A 22,624-nucleotide genomic window follows, 5' to 3' on the forward strand; every position below is an offset into this window, starting at 1 on the left:
TCATTACAGTTGGACGGCTCCTGCGCAGCGCCAGCCCCCTCCTGCGCGCCCCTGCCGGCTCTCGAGCGCGGGGATCGACGGCATCGCGCTCACCTCGCGGAGCTCCCCGAACCTCACCGTCCACGGCCTGAGGGCCGCCCGCCTCGTCACCCCTTGCTGCGGATGCCGTAGCGCTCCATCAGCCGGTGGACGAGCTGCCGGGAGACGCCCATCGACGCGGCGGCCCGCGCGACGTTGCCGCCGCTGTCCCGCAGCTTCATCGCGATGAACGTCCGCTCGAACTGCTCGACGACCATGTCGCGCGCCTCGCGGAGCGGCAGCGAGGCGAACTGGACGACGCCCATGTCGGCGGGCCGCGGCGCCACCTTGACGATCGCCTCCTCGGCCAGGTGCGGGAAGAGCACGAGCCGCGCGACCGTGTTGCGGAGCTCGCGCACGTTGCCCGGCCAGTGGTGCCCGCGGAGCAGCTCCAGCGCGTTCGGCGGCAGATCGGCGAGCGAGCGCGGCGGCACCTGCGCCGCGAGAAACCGCTCGACCAGGAGCGGGATGTCCTCCTTGCGCTCGCGCAGCGGCGGCACCACCGCCTCGACCACGGCGAGCCGGTAGTAGAGGTCCTCGCGGAACGACCCCGCGCCGATGCGGCCCTGGAGGTCGCGGTGCGTGGCGGCGATCACGCGGGCGTCGAAGGACGTGTACGCGGCGGCGCCGATGCGGCGCACCTGGCGGGCCTCGAGGGCGCGCAGGAGCTTCGGCTGGAGATCGAGCGGGAGCTCGCCGATCTCGTCGAGGAAGAGCGTGCCGCCGCTCGCCTCCTCGAGCAGGCCGGCGCGCGCGGCCTGGGCGCCTGTGAACGCGCCCTTGGTGTAGCCGAAGAGCTCGGCCTCGATGAGGTTCGGGGCGACGGCGCTGCAGTCGAACACGACGAAGGGGCCGCCGCTGCGCGGGCTCGCCTCGTGGATGGCGCGGGCGAGGACCTCCTTGCCCGTGCCCGACTCGCCGAGGAGGAGGATCGTCTCGGAGGTGGCCGCGGCGCGCTCGAGGCGGGCGAAGAGCGCGCGCATCGGGACGCTGCTGCCGAGGGCCTCGCCGAAGCTGGCCGAGGTGGAGAGCGGGACGACGACCGGGGCGCCGCCGACGCGCACGGTGAGCGGGACGCCGCCCAGCGAGGCGATGGCGCCCGGCGTGAGGAAGCCCTCGACGATCAGGACGTCGTTGATGAACGTGCCGTTCTTGCTGCCGAGGTCGGTGAGGGCGACGCCGCGCGGCGTGAACCGGAGCTGGCAGTGGCGACGCGACACGCGCGAGTCGGGGATGACGACATCGCACTCGCCGCTCGTGCCGAGGACGAGCGGCGCGACGCCGAGCGTGGCCTCGATCGGCGGGCTCTTCTGGGGGGTGACGAGGACGCGCAGGTCCGGGAGCTCGACCGCGTCGCTTCGGAGGGTCGTGATCGTCCGGGTGGAGTCGTGCATGGAACGGGCGGCGAACGGGCAGCGAGGGGGAGGGTCAGCATCTCCGAATTCCTGGCGGATTTCCAGCGCACGGTGCGCCCCGGGCGCCGGACGGCCGCGTCGCCGGGGTATCGCCAGGGTATCCTCGCGGCGATGCCCGAGTTCACGCCGGCCGAGGCCAAGACCCTGTCCCAGTGCGTCACCCGCTTCACGGACGCGTTCCGCCGCGACGTGGCGGACGTGATCCGGCGGGAGTTCCGCGGCTACGAGCCGCCGGAGGTGACGGAGCTCATCGGGCAGCTGAGCCTCCTCGGGCGGCAGCTCGAGCTGCGCCAGCCGCACGTGCCGATCCACGAGACGCAGGGCCCGCTGCTCAAGCGCATCCTGATCGATCTGCGGCGCGACAGCGCCACGGCGATCGAGGAGCCGCTGCAGAAGGCCGTGAACGCCGACACGATCCGGCACCTCCGGCGCGAGATCCACGCGCTGGAGCAGCTGATGGCCGCGCCGTGGTTCGCGGCCACGCGCGCGCTCCAGGTGCCGCGGCTGACGGACTACATGTCGATCCGGCACGCCGAGGCCGTGCTGCCGGAGGCGCCGCCGCTCCGGCCGCGCGAGTACGACGAGAAGTTCCACATCCTCGAGGCGCCCGGGCTCTTCCTCCCGGATCTGGCGCACTACCGGGCGCGGTGCGCGCTGCGCGGCGCCGCGATCGCGGTGGCGTTCATCGACATCGACGACTTCAAGGCGTTCAACGTGCAGCACACCGAGACCGCGGTCGACCTGCACGTGCTGCCGCCGCTCATGGAGAGCATCGAGGCGCACGTCTTCGGGCACGGGCACGCGTACCGGTTCGGCGGCGATGAGTACATGGTCACGCTGCCGAACGCGACGCGCGCGTGGGCGGTGGACTTCCTGCGCGCGCTGCAGGCGCGGCTCGCCCGCCGCCGCTACCGCCGCGTCGAGCGGGCGCCGACGATCTCCGCCGGGCTGTGCGTCGCGGACGTGGACTGCTTCCTGACGGATCGCGAGATCCAGGGGCGCGCCAACCTGGCCAAGAACCACGCGAAGGCCACGGAGAAGGGCCGCATCGCGACGTACGACGGGGAGCTGTTCCGCCCCGAGGACCTGGTGCTCGCGTGACCGCCTCCGCGAGGCCGGGCGGCGCCGACGCGGCGGGCGAAGCGGGGGAGGCGCCCGCGGACGCCGCGGAAGAGGCGCGCGCTGCCGTGGACGCCGGCGGCGCGCCGCCGGAGGCGCCGGGCGGGCTCGCCCTGCCGGAGCCGCTGTGGAGCGCCGTGCGGGCGGCCTACGGCGAGCCCGGGCGCGCGTACCACGACCTGGCCCACGTGCGCGAGGTGCTGCGCCGGGTGGCCGAGGTCGGCCGCGACGTCGGCTGGCGGCGGCCGCGCGAAGTGGTCCTTGCCGCGCTCTTCCACGACGCCGTATACGCGCCAGGCCGCCGCGACAACGAGGAGCAGAGCGCCGAGCTCGCGCGCGAGGCCGTCGCGCGCTGGCTGCCCGGCGAGGGGCTCGACGAGGGCCTCATCGCGCGGCTCATCCTGCTCACCGCGCGCCACGGATCGCTCGCGCCCGCGGACGTCGGCGAGGACGAGGCGCTGTTCCTCGACTGCGACATGGCCATCCTGGGCAGCGACGCGGCGGCGTTCGACGCCTACGACCGCGCGATCGCCGCGGAGTACGGCGCCGTGCCGCCCGAGCGCTACGCCGCGGGCCGGCGGGCCTTCTTCGAGCGGCTGCTCGCGGCGGAGCACATCTTCCTGTCGCCGTATTTCCGGGAGCGCCTCGAGGCGCGCGCGCGCGACAACCTGCGCCGCAAGCTCGGGGTGGGATCGTAACGGAGCGGGGCAGAGCGGAGCGGGCGCCGCCGCTCGCGCGGTCACGCGCTCACCAGCTCTTGATGTCGCTCTTGCTCACGCGGCACGTGGCGGTGTTCCACTGGCTCGCGCCGCCGTGGAGCTTCTCCGACTCGCCCATGTGGTCGGTGACGGCCCGGTACTCCTGGCAGATCTTCGGCTTGTCGTCCTCCTCGTCGTATCCCCCCTTGACGTAGAGGTTCGTGATCGTGACCGTGTCACCGTAGTTCTGGTTCGCGCCCGCGACCGTCGTCTTGACCTTGTCCACCCGGACGTTGTCGATGATCAGGTTGCGCGGCCCGCCGTTGGCGGTGCAGTCGCCGCACGAGCGCCAGAGCTTGCCGAAGTCGGCGATGTACGAGTTCGTGACGATGGTCGTGGAGCCGCCCTTGGCGTTGTGCTGGAAGATCTTGTCGGCGGAGTGCAGGGCGATCGAGCTGTTGATGCGCATCGTCGCGCCGTCCTTGCTGTTGGTCGCGGCGTCCTCGCAGACGTCCTCCCAGTAGACGTGATCGAGGGTGCAGTCGCCCTTGCAGACGATGCCGTTGCCGGCGGGCAGGCCGCCCGCGATGATGAGGTTCTTCACGGTGACCCCGTCCTCGACCTCGAACACCGTCTTCTGGCCCTCGCCGTCGTCGCAATCGGCGGTGTTGTTCACGCCGATCTTCTGGTTGTTGAAGTCGTAGACGTCCTGCCCGCCGTTGGCCGCGTTCTTCAGCACCGTCGTCTGGGTCCTGATCTCGCCGGCGCCGTTCGTGGGCGTCGGGATCTCCATCGGGATCTCGTCGCCGAGCGGCTCCTCGCCGCCCGCGCCGCCGGTGCCGCTGCTCGTGGTGCTCGCGGCCGTGCTGCTCGCCGACGTGGTGCTCGCGGCCGTGGTGCTCGCCGACGTGGTGCTCGCGGCCGTGCTGCTCGAGCTGCCGCCGCCGCCGCCGCCGCCGCCGCCGCCGCTCCCCGTGGTCGTGCTCCCGCCGCTGGTGACGGCGCTGCTGCTCGAGCTGCTGCCCCCTTCGCCGTCGTCCGGCGTCGCCGCGTCGTCCGAACAGCCGAGCTGGGAGGCGCCGGCGGCGCCGAGCACGAGCAGCAAAGTGAAAGCTGACTTCAATCCGAATCTCATCTCGCTACCTCTCTTTGGATTCACGATGGACGATCCGCGCCGGGAGCGCTCGGTCTACGGGAATGCAAGCGGCGATCCAGCGGGCGCCACGGGGCGCCGGGCTGCCGCGCGGCCGTGGGGTGCGGCGTCCGTGTCAACGCCAGGTCGACACCGGTTGACGAGCGCGGTTGACGCGCCGGCGCTCCGCGCGCGGGCGGAGCGCGCCCTCGCCGCACGGAACGCCGCTCCGCGGGGCGCCGCCGGGACGCGCGCATCGGCCGGGTTCGTGCACGAGGGCTCCGCGCCATGAACGACCATCAAACCATGAACCGACGACGACCCAACCATCCTCTGGCCACGAGCGCGCTGGTCGCGCTCGCGGTGGCGCTCACCGCGTGCGGCGACGATAGCGGCGGAGGCGGCAGCGGGGGCGCGGGCGGCGCGAGCGCCAGCAGCGGAGCGGGCAGCGCCACGAGCGGCAGCGGCGGCGGCAGCGCGTCGAGCGCCACGAGCGGTGGGGGCGCGGCGAGCGCGAGCAGCAGCAGCGCGTCGAGCGCGACGAGCGGCGGGGGCGCGGCGAGCGCGACCAGCAGCAGCGCGAGCGGTGGCGGCGGCTCGTGCCCGGGGCCCCTGGAGTTCGACGACAACGACCCGTGTACGTTCACCGGGATGTGCCCCTCCGCGTGCGGCATCGAGGAGCTCGGCTCGCGCGCCTGCGCCTGCTCGGGCGGCGTCGCCGACTGCGAGCCGTGTCTGCCGCCCGATCCGGCGCAGTACCCCATCAACCCGGTCGCGGTCGACTGCAGCGCCGCGGGCGGCGACGGCAGCGCGGCGTCGATCCGGAACAGCCCCTGTACCGCGGCGGAGGAGGGGACGTCGTGCATCGGCAACGAGTCCGGCAGCGCCAGGGGCTGTGTCTGCTGGGATCTCGGCGCCGGCTTTCAGTGGGAGTGCGGCTCGGTCAACAAGTGGTTTGACAAGTAGCCGCGGGCAGGCGCGGATGATCTCTTGAACGAGGGCGGAGCTCCGCGGCGCGGAGCTCCGGGGGAGGGCGCCTCCGGGCGACGACGGTCTCCTCGGTCGGAGCCGTGAGCCGGATCCGTGCGCCGGATCCGCGGGCCGGCCGAGCGCTGCGCCCGGCCGGCTCGCGCTCGGCGGCTCAGTAGATCGGGTCGTCCTTGCAGCCGAAGATCACCTTGACCGCGCCGGCGCCGCTGCTCGCCACCTGCTCGCACGCGGCGCCGTAAAGCTGGATGGTCGTCATGTCGGGCCCCGTGTAATTCCAGCCGTTCATGCCCGTGGCGTCTTGCATGACCGCCTGATCCCCGACGAACACGCCCACGTGGTCCGGGTTCGGCGGGGGCGCGCTCAGCGGGAACAGGCAGGTCGAGACCTGTCCCGTGATCGTCAGCAGCGACGTCACGAGCTCGTCCTTCGTGGCCGCGAGGTAGAACTTGGGCGCAAGCGGATCCGGGTCCTGGCGCGGCTCGAGCCCGGCGACGGCGAGGCCGTTGAGCGCCTTGACCTTGCTCTCCTGCGACGCGATGCCGACCACGAACGTGTGGAAGCCGGCGGCGGCCGCGGTCGTCACCGCCTGCACCGCGAACTCGTCCGAGTCGCTCTTGGGGCACGACGGGTCGCCGTCCGTCGCGAGCAGGATGTACTTCGGGTCGTCGTTCTGGATCGTCTGCAGGTACTCGACCGCCTTGTTGATGGCGTCGCCCGTCGGCGTGCCGTCCCCCTCCGGGGTCGTGCTGGAGATCGCCTGGTTCACCGTGGGCGCGTTGTTGCCCGCGATCGGGATCAGGATATCGTGCGGGAAGCTCTCCTCGGTGCAGGTGCCGGTCCGGTCGCCTTGCGGGAACACCTTGAGTCCCCAGGAGGCCGCCTCGTTCGTCGCCGCGATCACCTCCTGCAAGGCGGGCACGACGAGTTCCCATTTCGACGGCGTGCCCTCGTCTCCGTTCGGATCGTCCTGCATCGACGCCGAGCGATCGAGGACCAGCAGGATGCTGGCCGGTTTGCGCTCGACGTTGAAGTTCTGACGCCCGCAGTCCACGCTCTCGCCGGGGTTGGCGTTGGGATCGATGCCGCCGGGCGCGCCGCCCGGGTCTTCCGTCCCGTCGCCGTACCCGGGGTCGACGGGGCCCGGCTCGCCCGAGCCCGGCTCGTCGCTGCTGCTGCTACTGCTGTCGCTCGCGCTGCCTGACGCACAGCCGGAGAGCGCTGCCAACACGACGACGGAATAGATCGATGATCCTCTCAGCATGGTGCCTCCTTCAAGCCGAATCCTGGTGACGTCACCGCGCGAGCGCCCCGAGGCCGCCGCTCGTGGGGAGCGGCGGCCTCGCGCGCCGGGGCTCGGCGACGGCGCGGGCGACGCCCGCTACTCGAGCTCGTCGGCGAGGCGCTCGAGCCAGCCCTCGATGTCCTCGGCCGGGACGACCAGCGGCCGCGTGGTCGGCTCTGCCGTCGGGTAGCCCCCCACCTCGTCCTGGCTGTTCACGAGCATGCCGCCGCCGGACACGACCTCTGCGACGATGCGCAGATCGATCTCGTCGCGCTCTCTGGGCCGCGCGCCCGCGTGCGCGAGCACCGAGTCCAGGACCGACGCCGCGGGGAGCGCGACGAGGCCGTCGGGCCACACGGGCTTCTCGGGGAGGATGACGATCGCCGGGGAGACGAGCAGCGCCGGTTCACCGCTCGCATCGACGACGATGTTGTCCTCCAGGTACGCCGAGCCCATCGAGTTGGTGCCCAGCATCGGGAGCCCTGGCAACGTGTCCACGCCGTGCTTCATGTAGTTGCCGACGACGCTGACCCTGGGAGGCTCCGGCGCGATGCCCGAGCTCTCCCACTCCCGGACGACGGGGCCCAGCCGCATCGCCCATTTCCCGGGATTGTAGACGACGTTGTTCACGATCGTCCCCGTCGCGAACCCTTTGAACCAGGGGCTTCTCTCGTAGTTATGGGCGTAGAGATTGCCGACGACGGTGACGTCGGTGCAGTAGTCGTGCACGAGGGTGCCCATCGAGTGCGCGCCCTTCGCGTGCACGGATTCGTGGAGCCCTTCGGCGATGATGTTGTTGCTGAGGGTGACGCGGTGCGATGTGCCGGCTGGGCCGTCGAAGCGGGGGCCCGAGACGGACAGGTTCTCGTCGACGCCCCACGCCACCGAGCAATGGTCGACCACGATGTTGTACGCGGAGGGGCCGTCCGTGGTGACGTCGGGCTCGAACCCGGACGCCGGCGCGGCGCCGGCGTCGCCCATGCGGAAGCGGAGGTGCTGGATCCGCACGTCGTGCGTGGTGATCCTCATCCCGCCGCGGATCAGCGTGATGCCCGGCGGGGGCGCTGTCTGGCCGGCGATGGTGACGAACGGCTCGGTGATGTTGAGGCGGGCCTTGTTCAGATCGATGATGCCGCCGACCTCGAACACGATGATGCGTCGGCCTGGCGTCTCGATCGCCTCGCGCAACGACCCCGGGCCGTCCGCGTCGAGGGTCGTCACCTTGATCACCGTGCCCACGTCCTCGACGGGTCCCGAGCCGCCGGCGCCGCCCGTGCCTCCTGCGCCGCCCGAGCCGACGGTGGCTGCGCCGCCCGCGCCTCCTGCGCCGCCCGAGCCGACGGTGGCGGAGCCGCCCGAGCCTCCTGCGCCGCCCGAGCCTCCTGCGCCGCCCGAGCCTCCTGCGCCGCCCGAGCCTCCTGCGCCGCCCGAGCCGACGGTGGATGCGCCGCCCGCGCCTCCTGCGCCGCCCGAGCCGACGGTGGCGGAGCTGCTGCCGCCGCCCGAGCCGATGGCGGTCGAGCCGCCGGGGCCGCCGGTCGAGCCGCTGGTCGCCGTGCCTCCCTCGGGATCGGTCGAGCATGCCGCGAAAATCATGAGCATCGCCAAGGCGGCCGCGTCGGACGCCCGGCGCGCGCGGAGGAATCGAATGTGCACTGGTCTCTCCGTTGTTGAGGTGGACCCAGCTCCGAGGGGTCCGCCTTTGCAGGGAAGCTTCAAAGGTCGATCTTGCCCACGCCCGCGCCGGCCATCACGATCGCCGGGACATCCGCGCTGCTGTCCACCGTGTAGTCGTAGTAGGTGCTCGGCTCGACCACCGGGCCAGCCACCTCGATCTCGTGGTTGCACTCGACGAGGGTGTTGTCCCGCGCGATCATGCGGCCAGGGCCGTTGTCCTCGAAGAGCACCCGGCCGGGGTTGTTGACGCTGAAGAAGTAGTTGCCCTCGGCGACAACCCCGGCGTTCCAGGTGGACGCGATGCCATAGCTGTTGTCGTTGTAATAGTTGTTGTAGACGTGCACGGGCTCGCCGAAGCGGACCCGCGGGTTGCGTTGATCAGAGCGATCGAAGAAATTGTGGTGATAGGTGACCCGGAGCCGGCCGACGTCCTGAGGGGCGCCGAGCTCGTCGTGCCCGAGGAGGCAGGTCTTCGTGTGGTCGTAAAAGTGGTTCCATGACACCGTGATGAGGTCCGAGCCCCGCTTGATGTCGAGCGCGCCGTCGCCCCCGTTCGAGAGATCGCAGTGATCGATCCAGATGTGGTGCGAGAACATCTGGATGTTGATGAGATCGTCCGAGGCCCCGGTGATCTTGAGGTTCCGGATGATGATGTTGTGGACCGCGTCCGGCGGAGGGGAGGTGATGGCGTCGTCCACCGGCAGGCCGATCTTGAGGCCGCCGCCGGTGAGCGTCGCGTCCGCGCCGAGGCCGAGGATCGTCTTGTGGGACGTCACGTCGTGCATGCCGTCGGTGGTGCCGGTGGGCAGCGCGATCGTCCCGGAGACCTGGATGACGTACGGCCCAGGGCGCGCGATGTAATCGAGGAGCTCCTCGGTCGTGGTGACCGTGACGACCGGCCCGCCCGCGCCGCCCGTGGTCGTCCTGACGCCATAACCGTCCACGCTCGCGAACCCGTCCGGCCCGTCCCCGAGCCCCTGCGGCGCGCCGCCGGCCCCGCCGTGGCCGCTCGAGGTCGCGCCGCCGCCCTGGCCGCCCGCACCGGTGCCAGCACCCCCACCGCTGCCGCCCGCGCCCGAAGCGCTGCCGTGGCCGACCGAGGTTGCGCCGCCGCCCTGTCCGCTCGTGCTGCCCGGAGCGCCGCCTCCCGTGCCGCCCTGTCCGGCCGCCTCATCGCTCGCCCCGGGCGAGTTCGCGGCGCCGGAGCAGCCGACCAGGACCGCGCAACCCAGGAGGATCAACGAGAGAACAGCGCCTTGCATGAACACATCCTTTCGAACCGTGATGGGGCGACAAGCAATGTCGGTGCCGCCTTCTCCGAGCCGCCCGCCGACAGGCATTCCGGCCCGCTGGAAGCCGCGCCGCGCTCGCGGCGCCAGAGCCCTTGTCGCAGCGCGCCGTGGGCGCGCCGAGTCAACCGCGGGTTGACGTGCTTGACGGCGCCGGCGCACGCCACGTCAACCGCGCGTTGACCCACAGCCATCGGCGGGAGGTTCGCCAGCGCCTCATCGACAGCTGCTCACGTCAGGGCCGGCCATCTCGGCCACTCCCGCGGAAAAATTCTGAAACGAACCGCGCCCGTGCGGGCGCGGCGGCGAACGGCACAACGGTTGCGTGTGTGCTTCGCGCTGCGCGTCGCGCGGTACAGACGAGGCGCGCCGCGGGAGCCCGGAGGAGGCCCCGCCGGCGAGCGCCATCCATCGATGATCCGACGTCCGCTGCCTCGACGACGGAGAACACGATGACGCCAGCATCCCCGTCGAGGCAGAGGTGAAGCTGAAGGATGACCTCAAGGAGCAAGTCAGGTCGGACTCTCGTGTTCCCGTTCGCGCTGCTGGCGCTCGGCCTGTGCGCGTGCGGCGGCGACGAAGCCACCCCCAGAGCGGGGGACGGAGCCGGCGGCTCCGGGGGCTCGCCCCCGGCCAGCAGCGGCGCCACGGCCAGCAGCGGCGCCACGGCCAGCAGCACCGCCTCCAGCGCGGCGAGCGGCACCTCGAGCGCGTCGACCGGCGGTGATCCCCCCACGGATCCACCGCCGCCCGCCCCTGAGGACGGCCCCGTCGGGTTCGCGTCGCTGAACGGCGGGACGACCGGCGGCGAAGGCGGCATGGTGGTGACGGTCTCGGACGCGGAGGCGCTCCTGGAGGCGATGGCGGGCACCGAGCCGCGCGTCGTCCAGATCTCCGGGACCATCGAGCTGTCCGGCATGAACGACGTGGGCTCGAACAAGACCATCGTCGGCCTCGGCGCCGACGCGAAGATCGTCGGCGGCGGGCTGTACCTGTACCGGGAGAAGAACGTCATCATCCGGAACATCACGTTCCAGGACGCGAACGAGGACGCCATCGGCATCACCACCGAGACCACGAACGTCTGGATCGATCACTGCACGTTCATGAACGCGGCCGACGGCCTGATCGATATCGTCCGGGAGTCGTCCTACGTGACGCTCTCGTGGAACGTCTTCAGGAACCACCACAAGACGATCCTCATCGGCCACTCCGACGCGGCCTCGTCGGACGCCGGCTTCCTCAAGGTCACCCTCCACCACAACTGGTTCGACGGGACCCAGACGCGGCACCCGAGCGTCCGCTTCGGCCAGGTGCACGTGCTCAACAACTACTATCTCGGCAACCTCTCCTACGGGGTCGCGTCGCGCATGGAGGCCGACGTCGTCGTGGAGGGCAACTACTTCTTGAACACGTGGTTCCCGTGCCGGGCGGGGTATGCGGACTCCGAGCCGGGGGACATCGTCGAACGCAACAACGTCATCGAGACCAACATGCCGCCTCCGCCGTCCGAGGACCCGAACGATCCCCCGCCTCCCGCGACGCCGGTCTGCGAGACGCGCGGCGCGGCGTTCGATCCTGTCGCGATGTACCCCTACGACGCGGACCGGGCGGAGGACGTTCCGGCGCTGGTCATGAGCTACGCGGGGGCCGGCCGGATCTGAGGCCGCGAGAGGAGGAGCCTTGAAGAACAGGACATCGTGCTTGGCGGCGCTGGCGCTCGGGTACGCCGCGCTCGCGACGGGCTGCAGCGCCAGCGCCGGGGCAGGGGACACGGCCTCGAACGGAGGCGGCAGCGGCGCGCCCGCGCCGGGCCAGGGCGGCGGGCCCGCCGCGGGGTCGACGGGGGCGGCGTGGGGCGTCGCGAGCGGCGCCCAGAGCTCCTCGGCGTCCTCGGCGTCCGGCGGCGGCGCGAGCGCCGCCTCGTCGGGCGCCGGCGCGAGCGCGACCACGTCGTCGTCCACGGGCGGCGGCCCCGCCGATGCGTCGCTGCTCGGCTTCGCGGCCGTGAGCGCCGACGGCCTGGCCACGACGACGGGCGGCTCCGGCGGCGAGGTCGTCACGGTGACGACGTACGCCGAGCTGGTCGCCGCGCTCGGAGACGACGCGCCGAGGGTCATCCGGATCTCGGGTACGATCGTGGGCGGCGGCGCGCCGATGCTGCGCGTGCGCTCCAACAAGACCCTCATCGGCGTGGGCGCAGACGCGACCATCGACGGGTTCGGCTTCGACGTGAGCGGCTGGACGGAGGAGCTCGCGGCCAGCGCGGGCGAGACCTGCACGGCCGCCACGCCGGAGGGCTACACGCCGGTATCGAACGTCATCCTCCGGAACCTCACGTTCGTCAACTCGGCGGACGACTCCATCAACGTCCCGTGCTTCTCGCACCACGTGTGGATCGATCACAACACGTTCGAGCGCAGCCACGACGGGTCCGTCGACGTGAAGCGCGGCTCGGACTGGGTCACGGTCTCGTGGAACCACTTCCACGAGACGGTCAAGACCATGCTGCTCGGCCACGACGACGGCAACGGCGCGCAGGACACGGGCCGATTGCATGTGACCTACCACCACAACTGGTTCGATCACAGCGACCAGCGCCACCCCCGCGTCCGCTTCGGGCACGCCCACGTGTTCAACAACTTCGCCGTCGGGCTCGGCGACTACATGATCGGCAAGGGCGTGGGCTGCTCCATCTACGCCGACGGGAACTACCTCCAGGACGCCGAGGCCGCCACGGACGATTACGGCGGCTCCGACCTCACGTGGACCGACACCAACGTGGTGATCAACACGGATCCCGCCAGCGCGAACGGGCAGGGGTTCGACCCGTCGACGTTCTACGCGTGGACCCCCGATCCCGCCGAGGAGATCCCCACGCTCGTCCCGGCCGGCGCGGGCGCCGGGGTGCTGACCGGCGACGAGCACTGAGCCGGACTCACCCCTTCCAGCCCGGCGGCGGCTTGGCGAAGCCGGTCTCCGCGGGGAAGGGGCTGGCCGTCTCACGCTGGGAGAGCCCGTCCACGTCGATCCCGAGCGCCCGCAGCCCCTCGCGCTGCTCGTAGCGGATCACCAGCACGGCGGCGGGATTCGGCGTCGCCCGGTTGAACTGCGTCGACGTGATGTGCGACTCGCGCCGCTCCCCGAAGGTCGTGCCGAGCCCCTGCGACGCGGCGGGCGCCGGGCCGTACGCCGGGGCAGCGGGCGCCGGCGGGGCACCGGGCGCCGGCGGGCCGTACCCCGGCGCCCGGGCCGGCGGGCGCGTCGCCGCGGGGGGCGGCGCGCCGCCCGGCGGCGGCGGCGGCGTGAACGGAGGCGGCGGGGGAGGCGGCGGCGGCGCGAGCTCCTGGAACGCCGCCAGGCCGATGACGCCCACGTTGCGAGGCTTGCCGATCTTCGCGGCGTACGACTGCTCGATGCTCCCGAACCGGAACGTCGCGACCTCGGTGTGGCTGATGCGGAACCCGGTGAAATCGAACGCGTCGTGAGGCCCGATCACGAGGCCGCGCAGGTCGAACGAGGCGTCCTGACCGCGCTGCACGTCGAGCCCGTCGACCGAGGGCACGACCTCCACGCGCCCGCCCGTCAGGTTCCGCACGCGCAGCGCATAGCGCTGGCCCGACCGCCCCTCGACGTACGTCGTGTCGCGGTGAACGTACTCCCGCGCCGGCGCGAGCGCGCCGTTCTCCTCGACGAGCAGCTCCACCTCGACGATCCCCTTCAAGTCCCGCATCGCGATGCCCCTCTCTCGCACCGCCGCGCGCCCCGGCGCGGCGGCAAACGTCCAGGAAATACGTCAACCCGCTCGGCGCGCGCGCGTCAAGGCGACGACACGGATCGCCCGTCATCATCCTTCAGCGTCCGACATCGTCCGCTACTGCGTAAGTCGGGCGAGCCCGCTCAGCTCGCGGCGGACGCCGCGTCGCGCGCGAGCAGGCTGATGGCCGCGATGCCGCGCTCGGAGTCCTCCTCGCTCAGGAACATGCGCAGCGTCTCGCGGATGGCCGGCAGCGCGCGGTGGAGGTCCTCGGGCGACATCGACCACGGCTCGATGCCCGCGCGCCGGCACGCCCGCACGATGGTGCTCGGCCCGATCACGCTCGAGAGCCCGCTCACCGCGACGACCTGATCGAACAGCGACCCGGCCCCCGGGAACACGCTGCGCGCGCGGCTGCCGGCCCGCGAGCTCGGCGGCGGGAGATCCGGGCTGCTCCCGGCGCGCCGCGCGGCGGCCCCGCCGCCCGCGGCCGGCGCAGGCCTGTTCCGGAACAGGCTCCGCAGCCGCGACCGCAGCATCGTCAGCTCGGGCGCCTTCAGCACGAAGTCGTCGACGCCGATGCGCGCGCCCTCCGCCCGCGTCGCGGCGTCGTCGTGCCCCGTCAGGATGACCACGGGGATGTGGCTCGTGCCGCTCGATTGCTTGATCCGCCGCGCGGCCTCCATGCCGCCCATCCCCGGCATCAGGAGGTCCATGATCACGCAGTCGACCCCCTCGACGGAGAGCAGGCTCAGCGCGTCCTCGCCCGACTGCGCCGGGATGACGTCGCAGCCGTCCTGCCGCAGGACGTGCGCGAGCGAGGCGCGGTACGTGGGGCTGTCGTCCACGACGAGGATCTTCTTGCCGCTCAGGCCCGAGCCGCCGCCCTCCGCCGCGCGGCGCGCGCTGCTGCGCTCGCTCACGAGCTCCATCGCCCGGTGCACGAGGTAGCTCCCGTCGTACGGCTTCCCGACATACTCGTCGGCGCCCATGCTCAGCCCGTGGATCCGGTGCCTCACCTCGATCTCGGTGGACAGGAGGATGACCGGCATGTGCGCGAGATCCTCCGAGGTGCGGATCTCCCGGAGGAGATCGAGCCCGTCGCCGTCCGGCAGGAGCACGTCGAGGATCACCAGCGAGAACGCCCTCGTCTTCAGGACCTTCTGGGCAAGCGCCTTGGTCTCGCACGCCGTCACCACGAACCCGGCGCCGGTGGTGAGCAGGGTCCGGAGATCCATGCGTATCGTGAGGCTGTCATCGACGATCAGGACGTGCGGCTTCATGGCGATTTCCTCGTGCTCCTGGACAGCGCCAGCAAAGTAGGGCCGATGGCGCTTGCGGATAAGATGTGCTGCGCCGCGCCCCGCGCGATGGCCTCCCGCGGCATCCCGAACACGACGGACGACGGCTCGTCCTGGGCGAGGGTCGTCGCCCCCGCGCGCTTCATGGCGAGCATCCCCTCGGCGCCGTCGCGGCCCATGCCGGTGAGCAGGCAGCCGATGGCGCGCTCGCCGACCTCGACCGCGATCGACGCGAAGAGCACGTCGACCGAGGGGCGGCACGAGTGCCGCTCCGGACCGTCGGTCAGGCGGAGCCGCCCCTTCTCGACCACGAGGTGCCTGTCGGGCAGCGCCAGCCTCACGCCGGGCTGGCCGGCGCGCGGGAGCGGCTCCCCGTCGGTCGCGATCGAGACCGGGATCGCGAGCCGCCCGGCCAGCCACTCGGCGAACGCGGGCGCGAACGGCGCGCCGATGTGCAGGACGAGAAGGATGGGCACGGGGAACGACGCTGGCAGCGGGCTCAGCGCCTCGACGATGGCCGACGGCCCCCCGGTCGAGGCGCCCATCGCGATGACCCGGCACCAGCCGTCATCCGCGCGCGCGCCGCCCGGCGCCTCCACGGCGGGCAGGGGGCGCGCGGGCCGGAGCTTCCTGCGCAGGTGCGTGATCACCTTGATGCGCGCGACGAGCTTCACCGCGCTCACGAGCCGCAGATCCCAGGCGTCGCCCTCGTCGCCGGCCGCCGGTTTGTCGAGCACGTCCACGGCGCCCGCGGCCAGCGCGTCGAACGTCCCGAGCGCCTCCCCGCGCTCGAGCGAGGCCGAGACGATGAGGATCGGCGTGGGGCAGTAGGCCATCACGTGCTCGGTCACCGCGACCCCGCTCGCCTTGGGCATCATCATGTCGAGCGTGAGCACGTCGGGCCGGAGCTGCTCGCACAGCGCGATCGCGGCCTCCCCGTCGCCGGCCTCGCCGACCACCTCGATCTCCTGGTCCGCCTCGAGCGCGGCGACGATGCGCCTGCGGACCGTGCGCGAGTCGTCGGCCACCAGCACGCGGATCTTCCGCGAGGGGGCGCGGGGCTCGGCCTGCGGCGCGCGGCTCACGACGCGGCCCCCCGCGCTCGAGCGACGAGCCCGGCCACCGTGTCGAGCAGCCGCCGCTGGTCGAACTCGCCCTTCACGATGTAGTCGTCCGCGCCCGCCTCCCTGGCGCGGCGGCGATCGGCCGCCGACGACAGCGACGTCACGATGACGAGCGGCGTCTCGCGCAGCGCCGGATCGGCGCGGACGCGCTCGGCGAACTGGAAGCCGTTCATCCCCGGCATCTCCACGTCCACGAGGAACAGGCCGTAACGCCGCTCGGCCGCCTTGCGCAGCCCCTCCTCGCCCGAGGACGCGAGATCGACCTCGTACCCGCCGGACTCGAGGATGCTCTGCTCGAGCATCCGGGTGGTGAGCGAGTCGTCCACGACGAGGATCGGCGGCGGCGGGCGCCGCTCGCGCCTCCGCGCGCCGCCCGGGCCGGCCGCGCGCACGAGCTCGACCAGGCCGCGCGGATCGAGGACGAGCACCGGGTCGCCGCGCACGTCGAGGCTGGCCCCGAGCGCCGCGGGTGGCGCCCCCGCCGCCGCGGGGAGCGGCTTCACGACGACGGGCACCGCGCCGAGGAGGCGATCGGCCCCGAGCACCGCCTGCGACGCGCCCGCGCCGACGACCACCGCGCAGCGCGGCTCGCCCTCCGGCTCCGCCGCGCCGAGCACCGCGGCGAGGCGCGCGAACGGCACGAGGCGATCCTCGATCACGATCGCGTCGCGCTCCGGGCCGCGGACGATCGCGCCCGCGTCGAGCCGGAGCGCGAGCCGCGCCGCGTCGAGCGGCAGGAGCGCCGTGTGGCCGCCGTCCTCGATCCGCAGCGCGGTCACCGACGAGAGGGAGATCGGGACCACGAGCTCGATCGTGGTCCCGCGCCCGGGCTGGCTCTCTGCGCTCGCCGTGCCGCTCAGCTTCGCCGCGGTCTCGCGCACCACGTCGAGGCCGACGCCGCGGCCCGAGAGCGAGGTGATCGCCTCGCACGTGCTCACCCCCGGCCCGAAGATGAGCTCCAGCGCGTCCTCCGCGGTGAGGTCGTACGCCTCCTCCTCGCGGCGGAGCCCCGCGCGCACGACCGCCCTCCGGACCGCGGCCACGTCGACGCCGCGGCCGTCGTCGCTGCAGATCAGGGCGACCCGGCTGCCGCGCTGCTCGACCCGGAGCTGGATCTGCCCGGCCGCCGGCTTCCCCGCGGCGCGGCGCGCGGCCTCGGGCTCGATCCCGTGGTCGACCGCGTTCCTCGCCATCTGGAGCGCCGCGTCCCGCAGCGCCGTGATCACCGCGCTGTCGAGCCGGATGTCGCCGCCGCTCGCCTGGAAATCGACGCGCTTGCCGAGCGAGTCCGCCGCCTCGCGCACCGCGAGCTCCACCGCCTCGAGCACGCCGGCGCACGGCAGGAGCTGCAGCTCGCGCGTGCGCGCCTGCGCCTGCCGGAGCTCGGTGGAGAGCCGGTCGATGCCCCGCGCGAGCTCGGCGCGCGCGTCCGCGAGCGCGGCGCAGAGCTCGCGGTAGAGCCCCCCGGCCCGCCGCGCGCCGAGCTCCCCCAGGTTGCGCACCGCCTCCTCCGGCGAGCTCACGTTCCCGAGCGCCTCGGTGAGGCGCTCGGCCCGATCGAGCGCCTCCGCGCTGCTCCGCAGCGACTCGAGCTGCACGATGGCCTCGCCGATCTCGTCGGCCAGCGCGCCCACGTGGGCCAGATCGACGCGCGCCACCTCCTCGTGCGCGCTGCGCCGGGCCGGGCGGCCGCGCTCGGGGTCGCAGGGCTCCTCCGCGGCGAGGCGGGACACCTCGTCGCGGATGAGCCCGATGAGCCGCATCAGCTCGCCCATGTGCTCCGCCGGGATCGGCTGGCGGTCCCGCCGGAACGGCGTGAGCACGTCCTCGACCGTGTGGGCAAGCTCGGCGATCTTGAGCTGCTTGGCCGCGCCGGCGGCGCCCTTCAGCGTGTGCGCCAGCCGGAAGCACTGGTCGAGCGGCTCCCCCTGGCCGCCCTGCTCCTTGAGATCGAGCAACCTCCACGCGAGCCCGTCCGCGAGCTCCTGGGCCTCCATCCGGAAGTATTTGTAGAGATCGCTCCCCAAGCGGTGCTCCTACGCCCCGGCTGGCCGCTGGATGAGGCGGACGAGGTCCTTCGAGAGCGTCGCGAGCTCGGAGGACGTCTTCAGCGTGACCGACGAGCTCGCCTCCGTCTCGCGCGCGGTGCGCGCCACGTCGAGCAGCGCCGCGTTGACCTGCTCGACCGCCGTGGCCTGCTGCTTGGTGCTGAGCTCGATCTCGCGCGACGCCTCGGCGGTGCTGCTGACGAGCTCCGAGATCTGCCGGAAGCTCGTGGCGACCTCGCCGAACTGGCGCGCGCTCGCGTCGACCGCCTTCGAGCCGCTCTCGGTCGCGATCACGGTCGTGTTCGCGGCCGCGCGGATCTCGTCGATGAGCGCGCGGATCTCCTTGGTCGAGCCGCCCACGCGGTCGGCGAGCTTGCGGATCTCGTCGGCGACCACCCCGAAGCGCCGGCCCGCGTCCCCGGCGCCGGCCGCCTCGATGGTCGCGTTGATCGCGAGGATGTTCGTCTGCTCGGCGAGCTCGTTGATGATCTGGAGGATCCCGCCGATCTCCTGGGATTTCTTGCCGAAATCGAGCATGTGGAGGACGATCTGCTCGACCTGGCGCTGGACGCCGTCGATGCCCTCGCGCGCCCGCTTCACGGTCTCGTCGCCGGCGCGCGCGGCCGCGGCGGTGTCGGCGGCGATCTGCGTCACCCGCTGCGTGCTCTCGGCGATCTGGTGGGACGTCGAGAGCAGCTCCCGCATGGTGGCGGAGACCTCGGTCGAGGTGGTCGCCTGCTCCTTCGAGCCCTGCGCCTGCTGCGTGGCGGCGGCCTGGAGCTCCGTCGCGGAGCTCTCGATGCGGCGGGTCGCCGAGTGGATGCGGCGGTTGATGCCGCGGATGATCAGGAAGCCGACCGCGGCGACGACGAGGACGGTGAGCGCGGAGCCCGCGGTGAGGGTGACGAGCAGGCGCTGCTCGCTCGCCGCGGCCTCCTGCTCTCGCGCCGTGAGGGCGCGCATCTCCTCGGCGCGGAGCTCGCCGGCGACGGCGCGGATGTCATCCATGGCCCGCCGGCCGCGGCCGCTCGCGACCGTCGCCGCGGCGGCCGCGGCGCCCTCGCGGCGGCGCTGCTCGACCGAGAGGCGCATCTCCTCGAGCTTCTCCCGCATCAGCGGCCGGAGCCGGCCGAGCCGCTCCTGCGCGCCCAGGTTCCCCTCGGTCAGCCGGCGCAGCTCCTCGTAGTCGGCGTCGATCGAGTGCAGCGCGATCTCGTAGGGCTCCAGGAACGCGTCGTCGCCGGTGATGATGAACCCCCGCTGCCCCGTCTCCGCGTCGAGGAAGTGGGCGTGGAGCTCGTCGAGCTCGGTGAGCACCCGGTAGGTGTGCTTCAGCTCCTGGCTGATCTCGAGCAGGCTCGCCGTCTTGTGGACGGAGACGACGCCCAGCACGATCAGCACGACGAGGGGGAAGAACAGGCTGGCGGCGATCTGCTGCGGGATGGTCCACGTGGTCTTCATCGATCTTCCTTGGGACGCTCTGCGCCTCGTTCGGCCCGGCGCAAGACGGTGTCCGCGACGGCGGCGACGCGGAGGAGGCCCCACGGCTCGCCGTCGACCTCGACGGCCTCCGTGACGAGCTCGCCCGCGCCTTCGCGCTCGGCGGCGGCGGAGCGCGCGCCCTCGCGCGGGACGCTGGCGTGGCCCTCGATCTCGTCGAACGCGAGCGCGATGTCGGGGTGCTCGGCGCAGACGAGGAGCCAGCGCGGCGCCGGCCCGGCCGCCGCCGCGCCCACGCTGGCGCGCGGCCGGCCGGAGACGAGCGCGGCGAGGTCGTACGCCGCGGCGAGCCGGCCGCGCAGGCCGACGAGCCCGAGCAGCCCCGGCGGGCCGCCGGCGAGCGGCACGATCCGGCGGCACGGCTCGACGGCGGCGAGCTCCTCGATGCGCACGAGGAGCCTGCGGTCGCCCGCGCGGACGGCGAGCGCGCGCGCCGGCTCCTCGGCGCGGGTGCGCGCGGGCTCGGCGAAGGACGCGTCGAAGGCGGCCTGCAGCGCGGCGAGGCGCTCGGCGAGCAGGGCGCGCTTCATCCGGCGCGCCCTCCCCGGGCCGTGAGCTCGGCCTGGCAGAGGCCGATCAGCGCCGACCTCGGGAAGCCGCCGCCGAACAGCACGAGGCGCTCCTGCCGCTCCGAGACGAGCAGCGCCGCCGCGCGGCCGAGCTCGTCCAGCGTGGTCGCGAGGTCGCCGGCGCGCTTCGCGAGCAGCCCGAGCCGGAGGTGCGGCATGGCGAAGCTTGGATCGCGCGACGCCGCGGCCTTGTAGTGCTGCGCGGCGCCCGCGGCGTCGCCGGCCTGCTCCTGGCAGAGGCCGAGCACGTAGTGGGCCGCGCCGCTGTCCCCGGCGTCGCCCGCGTCGAGCGCGCGCTGGCAGGCGCGCTCGGCGCGGGCCAGCTCGCCCTGCTGGCAGAGGATCACCGCGCGCAGGAGCTCGACCCGGGCGCTCGACGCGGCCCGCTGGGGCAGAGCCCCGAGCGCCGCCATCGCGTCGGTGAACCGCTCGCCGCCGATGAGCTCCAGCGCCCTGTCGATCGCCGCGAGCTCGGCCAGCGCCGGCGGCCTCGTCGACGGGGGCCTCGTCGACGGGGGCCTCGTCGGCGGGGGCCTCGTCGGCGGGGGCCTCGTCGATGGGAACGCGCGTTGCGCGGTCGGCGAGGCCGGCGCGTCGCCCCGCGGGGGCGGCGACACGCGCTGGGCCACCTCGGCGACGCGCGCGGACGCCTCGTGGATGCGCGCGACCCAGCGGCTCGCGCGCGGGGCGTCGCCGCGCGCGTGGCGGGGGGGCGCGCTGCTCCGCCGGTAGTAGAAGATGCCGTGCGAGTGCGCCGCCTCGAACGCGGCGCTCGCGGCGCGGAGCGACTCGCTCGAGGCGAGGAACAGGAAGCCGCGCGGCGCGAGCGCGGCGTGGAGCCGGTCGAGCACCTCAGCCACCTTCTGCGGCGCGAAGTACATGAGGACGTTGCGGCAGAAGATCGCGTCGAACGCGCCGGGCCTCCAGAAAGCGGGGTCGTCGTCGAGGAGGTTCCGGACCTGGAACTCGACGAGCCTGACGATCTCCTGGCGCAGCGCGACGTCGGCCCCGGCGCGCGCGAAGAAGCGCTGGCGCATGTCGTCCGGGACCGCCCGCAGGGCCCACTCCGAGTACCGCGCCCGCTGCGCCTTCTGGATGGCGCCCGGGTTGACGTCGACGCCGACGACCTTGATCCGGTGCGGCAGGAGCCCCGGGTACGCGGTGTGGAGCGCGATCGCGAGCGTGTACGCCTCCTCGCCCGAGGCGCAGCCCGCCGAGAGCACGGTGATCGGCTCGCCGCCCTGGCGCGCGGCGAAGCGCTCCGGCAGGGCGATCTCGACGCAGGCCTCGATCTGCTGCCACTCGCGGAAGAAGTACGTCTCCCCGACCGTGAGCTGGCCCGCGAGCACGTGGAGCTCCTCGCGGGCGACCTCGGGCCGGTCGAGCGCTCGCCGGTAGTCGCCCAGATCGGAGCACCCCCGGGCGCGCATCCGCTCGCGCAGCACGGCCTCGAGATCGGCGCCGAGGTGCAGGGACGCGCGCGAGAGCCCGAGGCGCTCTTCCAGGAGCTCCTCGAGCGGGCCGAGGTCGCGCTCGGCGGAGCTCACGCCGTGCCTCGGACGGCCGACCACGCGGCCTCGGGCAGGAGCCGCGCCGTCTCGAGCAGCGCCATCGCCTGCCCGTCGAGCGTGCCGAGGCTGTCCACGCACTCCGGCAGGGCCTGGGCGACGAGCGGCGGAGCCTGCGCCAGGGCGGCCGGGTCGAGCTCCTTGATGCCGAGCACCTCGTCGACCTCGAGCGAGAGCGGCCGCGCTCCGGCGCGGACCGAGACGAGGCGCGCCCCGCGCTGCCCGTCCGCGACGCCGAACAGCGCCGCGAGGTCGATCACGGGCACGTGCGCCCCGCGGATGACGGCCAGCCCGCGCACGAACCGCGGCGCGCCGGGGACGCTCCGGACGTCGAGGGCGCGCATGGTCTCGACCACGGCGGTGAGCGGGAGCGCGCAAGCCCACGAGCGGGCGCGGACGACCAGGGCTCTCAACCGCCTCTCCTCCTCCGACGCGCAGGTCTCGGCGGCGCGGTGGGGTCTCCTGCAACGTGCCTCATGAGGGACCTGCCGCGCCCGGGCGCGACCCGCTCGTCACGTTACCCAATTCTCGAATCCTTTTGAAGGCGTAGACGCAGCGTGCGGCGACGTCCCGAGGGGGCCGTGGGACATGTCGGCCACCTCGGCGCCGACCCCGGTCACATGCTCGATGAGCTCGCTTTACCGCTCGGGATCGCCCTCGAAGATGCGGTCTGCCTCGATGATCGCGCGGGGCAGGCCGACGACGACCTCGGGGCGCTCCTCCGCGTAGGCGGCGCGCACCAGCATGCCGTGCGAGGTGGGGATCTGCGTGGTGGCGCAGGAGGCAGAGCAACCACCGCCACGCGCAGAGCTTCGCCATTGAAAGGGTGCTTATCGTTGCAGAGCGCCGATGCTCGCAGCGGCGGTGAGCGGCCGTCAAGCGTGGATGGAGAGATCGGGAGTCGACCGATGCGTGGTGTGTGTGGCGCGCGGACGACGTCGTGTCATCGCCGTCCTTCGGGGACGACAGGCGGCCACGCGCGACGGCTCACGATAGGGCCGAGTCCATGTCGACCGCGTTTCGAGAGGCGGCCGGAGACAGCGCGCGACGCGCGGGGGGCGCGCCGTCGTCGGAGCG

At 73.1% G+C, this 22,624-nt stretch carries 18 protein-coding genes; 5 read left to right on the forward strand and 13 right to left on the reverse strand.

Annotated elements, in window-relative coordinates; genetic code table 11:
- Positions 1 to 146 precede the first annotated feature (146 nt).
- The gene (locus WMF33_RS20440) at positions 147 to 1,472 is read right to left on the reverse strand and encodes a sigma 54-interacting transcriptional regulator (RefSeq protein WP_437338712.1); all 1,326 of its coding nucleotides are present in this window, start codon (positions 1,470 to 1,472) and stop codon (positions 147 to 149) included.
- A gap of 132 nt (positions 1,473 to 1,604) precedes the next feature.
- On the opposite strand from WMF33_RS20440, the gene WMF33_RS20445 reads away from it, so the two are divergent.
- The gene (locus WMF33_RS20445) at positions 1,605 to 2,594 is read left to right on the forward strand and encodes a diguanylate cyclase (RefSeq protein ID WP_437338713.1); all 990 of its coding nucleotides are present in this window, start codon (positions 1,605 to 1,607) and stop codon (positions 2,592 to 2,594) included.
- Between the two features lie 86 nt (positions 2,595 to 2,680).
- Entirely contained in the window at positions 2,681 to 3,310 is a 630-nt protein-coding gene (locus tag WMF33_RS20450; protein ID WP_437339503.1) for an HD domain-containing protein, read from the forward strand.
- 49 nt (positions 3,311 to 3,359) lie between these two features.
- On the opposite strand, the gene WMF33_RS20455 is transcribed toward WMF33_RS20450, so the two are convergent.
- Positions 3,360 to 4,445, reverse strand: a complete 1,086-nt coding sequence (locus WMF33_RS20455) for a pectate lyase (RefSeq protein ID WP_437338714.1) — start codon at positions 4,443 to 4,445, stop codon at positions 3,360 to 3,362.
- Positions 4,446 to 4,748: 303 nt separating this feature from the next.
- Between WMF33_RS20455 and WMF33_RS20460 the strand changes: the two genes are divergently transcribed.
- Complete coding sequence (locus tag WMF33_RS20460) at positions 4,749 to 5,408, forward strand: hypothetical protein (protein WP_437338715.1); 660 nt, start codon at positions 4,749 to 4,751, stop codon at positions 5,406 to 5,408.
- 175 nt (positions 5,409 to 5,583) lie between these two features.
- On the opposite strand, the gene WMF33_RS20465 is transcribed toward WMF33_RS20460, so the two are convergent.
- The 3 genes from WMF33_RS20465 to WMF33_RS20475 form a co-directional block, all read right to left on the reverse strand.
- Complete coding sequence (locus WMF33_RS20465; RefSeq protein ID WP_437338716.1) at positions 5,584 to 6,693, reverse strand: vWA domain-containing protein; 1,110 nt, start codon at positions 6,691 to 6,693, stop codon at positions 5,584 to 5,586.
- 117 nt (positions 6,694 to 6,810) lie between these two features.
- Positions 6,811 to 8,310: a pectate lyase family protein gene (locus WMF33_RS20470; protein ID WP_437338717.1), complete on the reverse strand. Its 1,500-nt coding sequence runs from the start codon at positions 8,308 to 8,310 to the stop codon at positions 6,811 to 6,813.
- A gap of 119 nt (positions 8,311 to 8,429) precedes the next feature.
- Complete coding sequence (locus WMF33_RS20475; RefSeq protein WP_437338718.1) at positions 8,430 to 9,653, reverse strand: pectate lyase family protein; 1,224 nt, start codon at positions 9,651 to 9,653, stop codon at positions 8,430 to 8,432.
- Between the two features lie 521 nt (positions 9,654 to 10,174).
- On the opposite strand from WMF33_RS20475, the gene WMF33_RS20480 reads away from it, so the two are divergent.
- Together WMF33_RS20480 and WMF33_RS20485 are read left to right on the forward strand one after the other, a co-directional pair.
- Positions 10,175 to 11,344 carry a pectate lyase family protein gene (locus WMF33_RS20480; protein ID WP_437338719.1) on the forward strand — a complete coding sequence of 390 codons (1,170 nt, stop codon included), beginning with the start codon at positions 10,175 to 10,177 and terminating at the stop codon, positions 11,342 to 11,344.
- Positions 11,345 to 11,363: 19 nt separating this feature from the next.
- Positions 11,364 to 12,611 (forward strand): pectate lyase family protein, encoded by a 1,248-nt coding sequence (locus tag WMF33_RS20485; RefSeq protein ID WP_437338720.1) that lies wholly within the window; start codon positions 11,364 to 11,366, stop codon positions 12,609 to 12,611.
- Positions 12,612 to 12,618: 7 nt separating this feature from the next.
- On the opposite strand, the gene WMF33_RS20490 is transcribed toward WMF33_RS20485, so the two are convergent.
- The 8 genes from WMF33_RS20490 to WMF33_RS20525 all read right to left on the reverse strand — a co-directional run bounded on the left by WMF33_RS20490 (position 12,619) and on the right by WMF33_RS20525 (position 21,960).
- On the reverse strand, positions 12,619 to 13,413 hold the full coding sequence (locus WMF33_RS20490) for a hypothetical protein (protein WP_437338721.1): 795 nt from the start codon (positions 13,411 to 13,413) through the stop codon (positions 12,619 to 12,621).
- Positions 13,414 to 13,580: 167 nt separating this feature from the next.
- Positions 13,581 to 14,720 (reverse strand): response regulator, encoded by a 1,140-nt coding sequence (locus WMF33_RS20495; protein WP_437338722.1) that lies wholly within the window; start codon positions 14,718 to 14,720, stop codon positions 13,581 to 13,583.
- Positions 14,717 to 15,823 (reverse strand): chemotaxis-specific protein-glutamate methyltransferase CheB, encoded by a 1,107-nt coding sequence (gene cheB, locus WMF33_RS20500; RefSeq protein ID WP_437338723.1) that lies wholly within the window; start codon positions 15,821 to 15,823, stop codon positions 14,717 to 14,719. The genes WMF33_RS20495 and cheB overlap by 4 nt, the downstream gene beginning before the upstream one ends.
- Complete coding sequence (locus WMF33_RS20505; protein ID WP_437338724.1) at positions 15,820 to 17,889, reverse strand: hybrid sensor histidine kinase/response regulator; 2,070 nt, start codon at positions 17,887 to 17,889, stop codon at positions 15,820 to 15,822. The genes cheB and WMF33_RS20505 overlap by 4 nt, the downstream gene beginning before the upstream one ends.
- A 9-nt stretch (positions 17,890 to 17,898) precedes the next feature.
- Positions 17,899 to 19,371, reverse strand: coding sequence for a CHASE3 domain-containing protein (locus WMF33_RS20510; RefSeq protein WP_437338725.1), 1,473 nt, complete (start codon positions 19,369 to 19,371; stop codon positions 17,899 to 17,901).
- Positions 19,368 to 19,940 carry a chemotaxis protein CheW gene (locus WMF33_RS20515; RefSeq protein WP_437338726.1) on the reverse strand — a complete coding sequence of 191 codons (573 nt, stop codon included), beginning with the start codon at positions 19,938 to 19,940 and terminating at the stop codon, positions 19,368 to 19,370. The genes WMF33_RS20510 and WMF33_RS20515 overlap by 4 nt, the downstream gene beginning before the upstream one ends.
- Positions 19,937 to 21,526: a CheR family methyltransferase gene (locus tag WMF33_RS20520; RefSeq protein WP_437338727.1), complete on the reverse strand. Its 1,590-nt coding sequence runs from the start codon at positions 21,524 to 21,526 to the stop codon at positions 19,937 to 19,939. The genes WMF33_RS20515 and WMF33_RS20520 overlap by 4 nt, the downstream gene beginning before the upstream one ends.
- A complete protein-coding gene (locus tag WMF33_RS20525; protein WP_437338728.1) occupies positions 21,523 to 21,960 on the reverse strand; it encodes a chemotaxis protein CheW in 438 nt (145 codons plus the stop codon). The genes WMF33_RS20520 and WMF33_RS20525 overlap by 4 nt, the downstream gene beginning before the upstream one ends.
- Positions 21,961 to 22,624: the final 664 nt, after the last annotated feature.

The organism is Sorangium sp. So ce394, from assembly GCF_051474665.1.
GTDB classification, from domain to species: Bacteria; Myxococcota_A; Polyangia; order Polyangiales; family Polyangiaceae; genus Sorangium; species Sorangium cellulosum_D.

Excerpts from the sequence above, each read along its gene's own strand:
- WMF33_RS20440 (WP_437338712.1), bottom strand. The coding sequence starts at position 1,472 with ATGCACGACTCCACCCGGACGATCACGACCCTCCGAAGCGACGCGGTC.
- WMF33_RS20445 (WP_437338713.1), top strand. The coding sequence starts at position 1,605 with ATGCCCGAGTTCACGCCGGCCGAGGCCAAGACCCTGTCCCAGTGCGTC.
- WMF33_RS20455 (WP_437338714.1), bottom strand. The coding sequence starts at position 4,445 with ATGAGATTCGGATTGAAGTCAGCTTTCACTTTGCTGCTCGTGCTCGGC.
- WMF33_RS20460 (WP_437338715.1), top strand. The coding sequence starts at position 4,749 with ATGAACCGACGACGACCCAACCATCCTCTGGCCACGAGCGCGCTGGTC.
- WMF33_RS20465 (WP_437338716.1), bottom strand. The coding sequence starts at position 6,693 with ATGCTGAGAGGATCATCGATCTATTCCGTCGTCGTGTTGGCAGCGCTC.
- WMF33_RS20470 (WP_437338717.1), bottom strand. The coding sequence starts at position 8,310 with ATGATTTTCGCGGCATGCTCGACCGATCCCGAGGGAGGCACGGCGACC.
- WMF33_RS20475 (WP_437338718.1), bottom strand. The coding sequence starts at position 9,653 with ATGCAAGGCGCTGTTCTCTCGTTGATCCTCCTGGGTTGCGCGGTCCTG.
- WMF33_RS20480 (WP_437338719.1), top strand. The coding sequence starts at position 10,175 with ATGACCTCAAGGAGCAAGTCAGGTCGGACTCTCGTGTTCCCGTTCGCG.
- WMF33_RS20490 (WP_437338721.1), bottom strand. The coding sequence starts at position 13,413 with ATGCGGGACTTGAAGGGGATCGTCGAGGTGGAGCTGCTCGTCGAGGAG.
- WMF33_RS20495 (WP_437338722.1), bottom strand. The coding sequence starts at position 14,720 with ATGAAGCCGCACGTCCTGATCGTCGATGACAGCCTCACGATACGCATG.
- WMF33_RS20510 (WP_437338725.1), bottom strand. The coding sequence starts at position 19,371 with ATGAAGACCACGTGGACCATCCCGCAGCAGATCGCCGCCAGCCTGTTC.
- WMF33_RS20515 (WP_437338726.1), bottom strand. The coding sequence starts at position 19,940 with ATGAAGCGCGCCCTGCTCGCCGAGCGCCTCGCCGCGCTGCAGGCCGCC.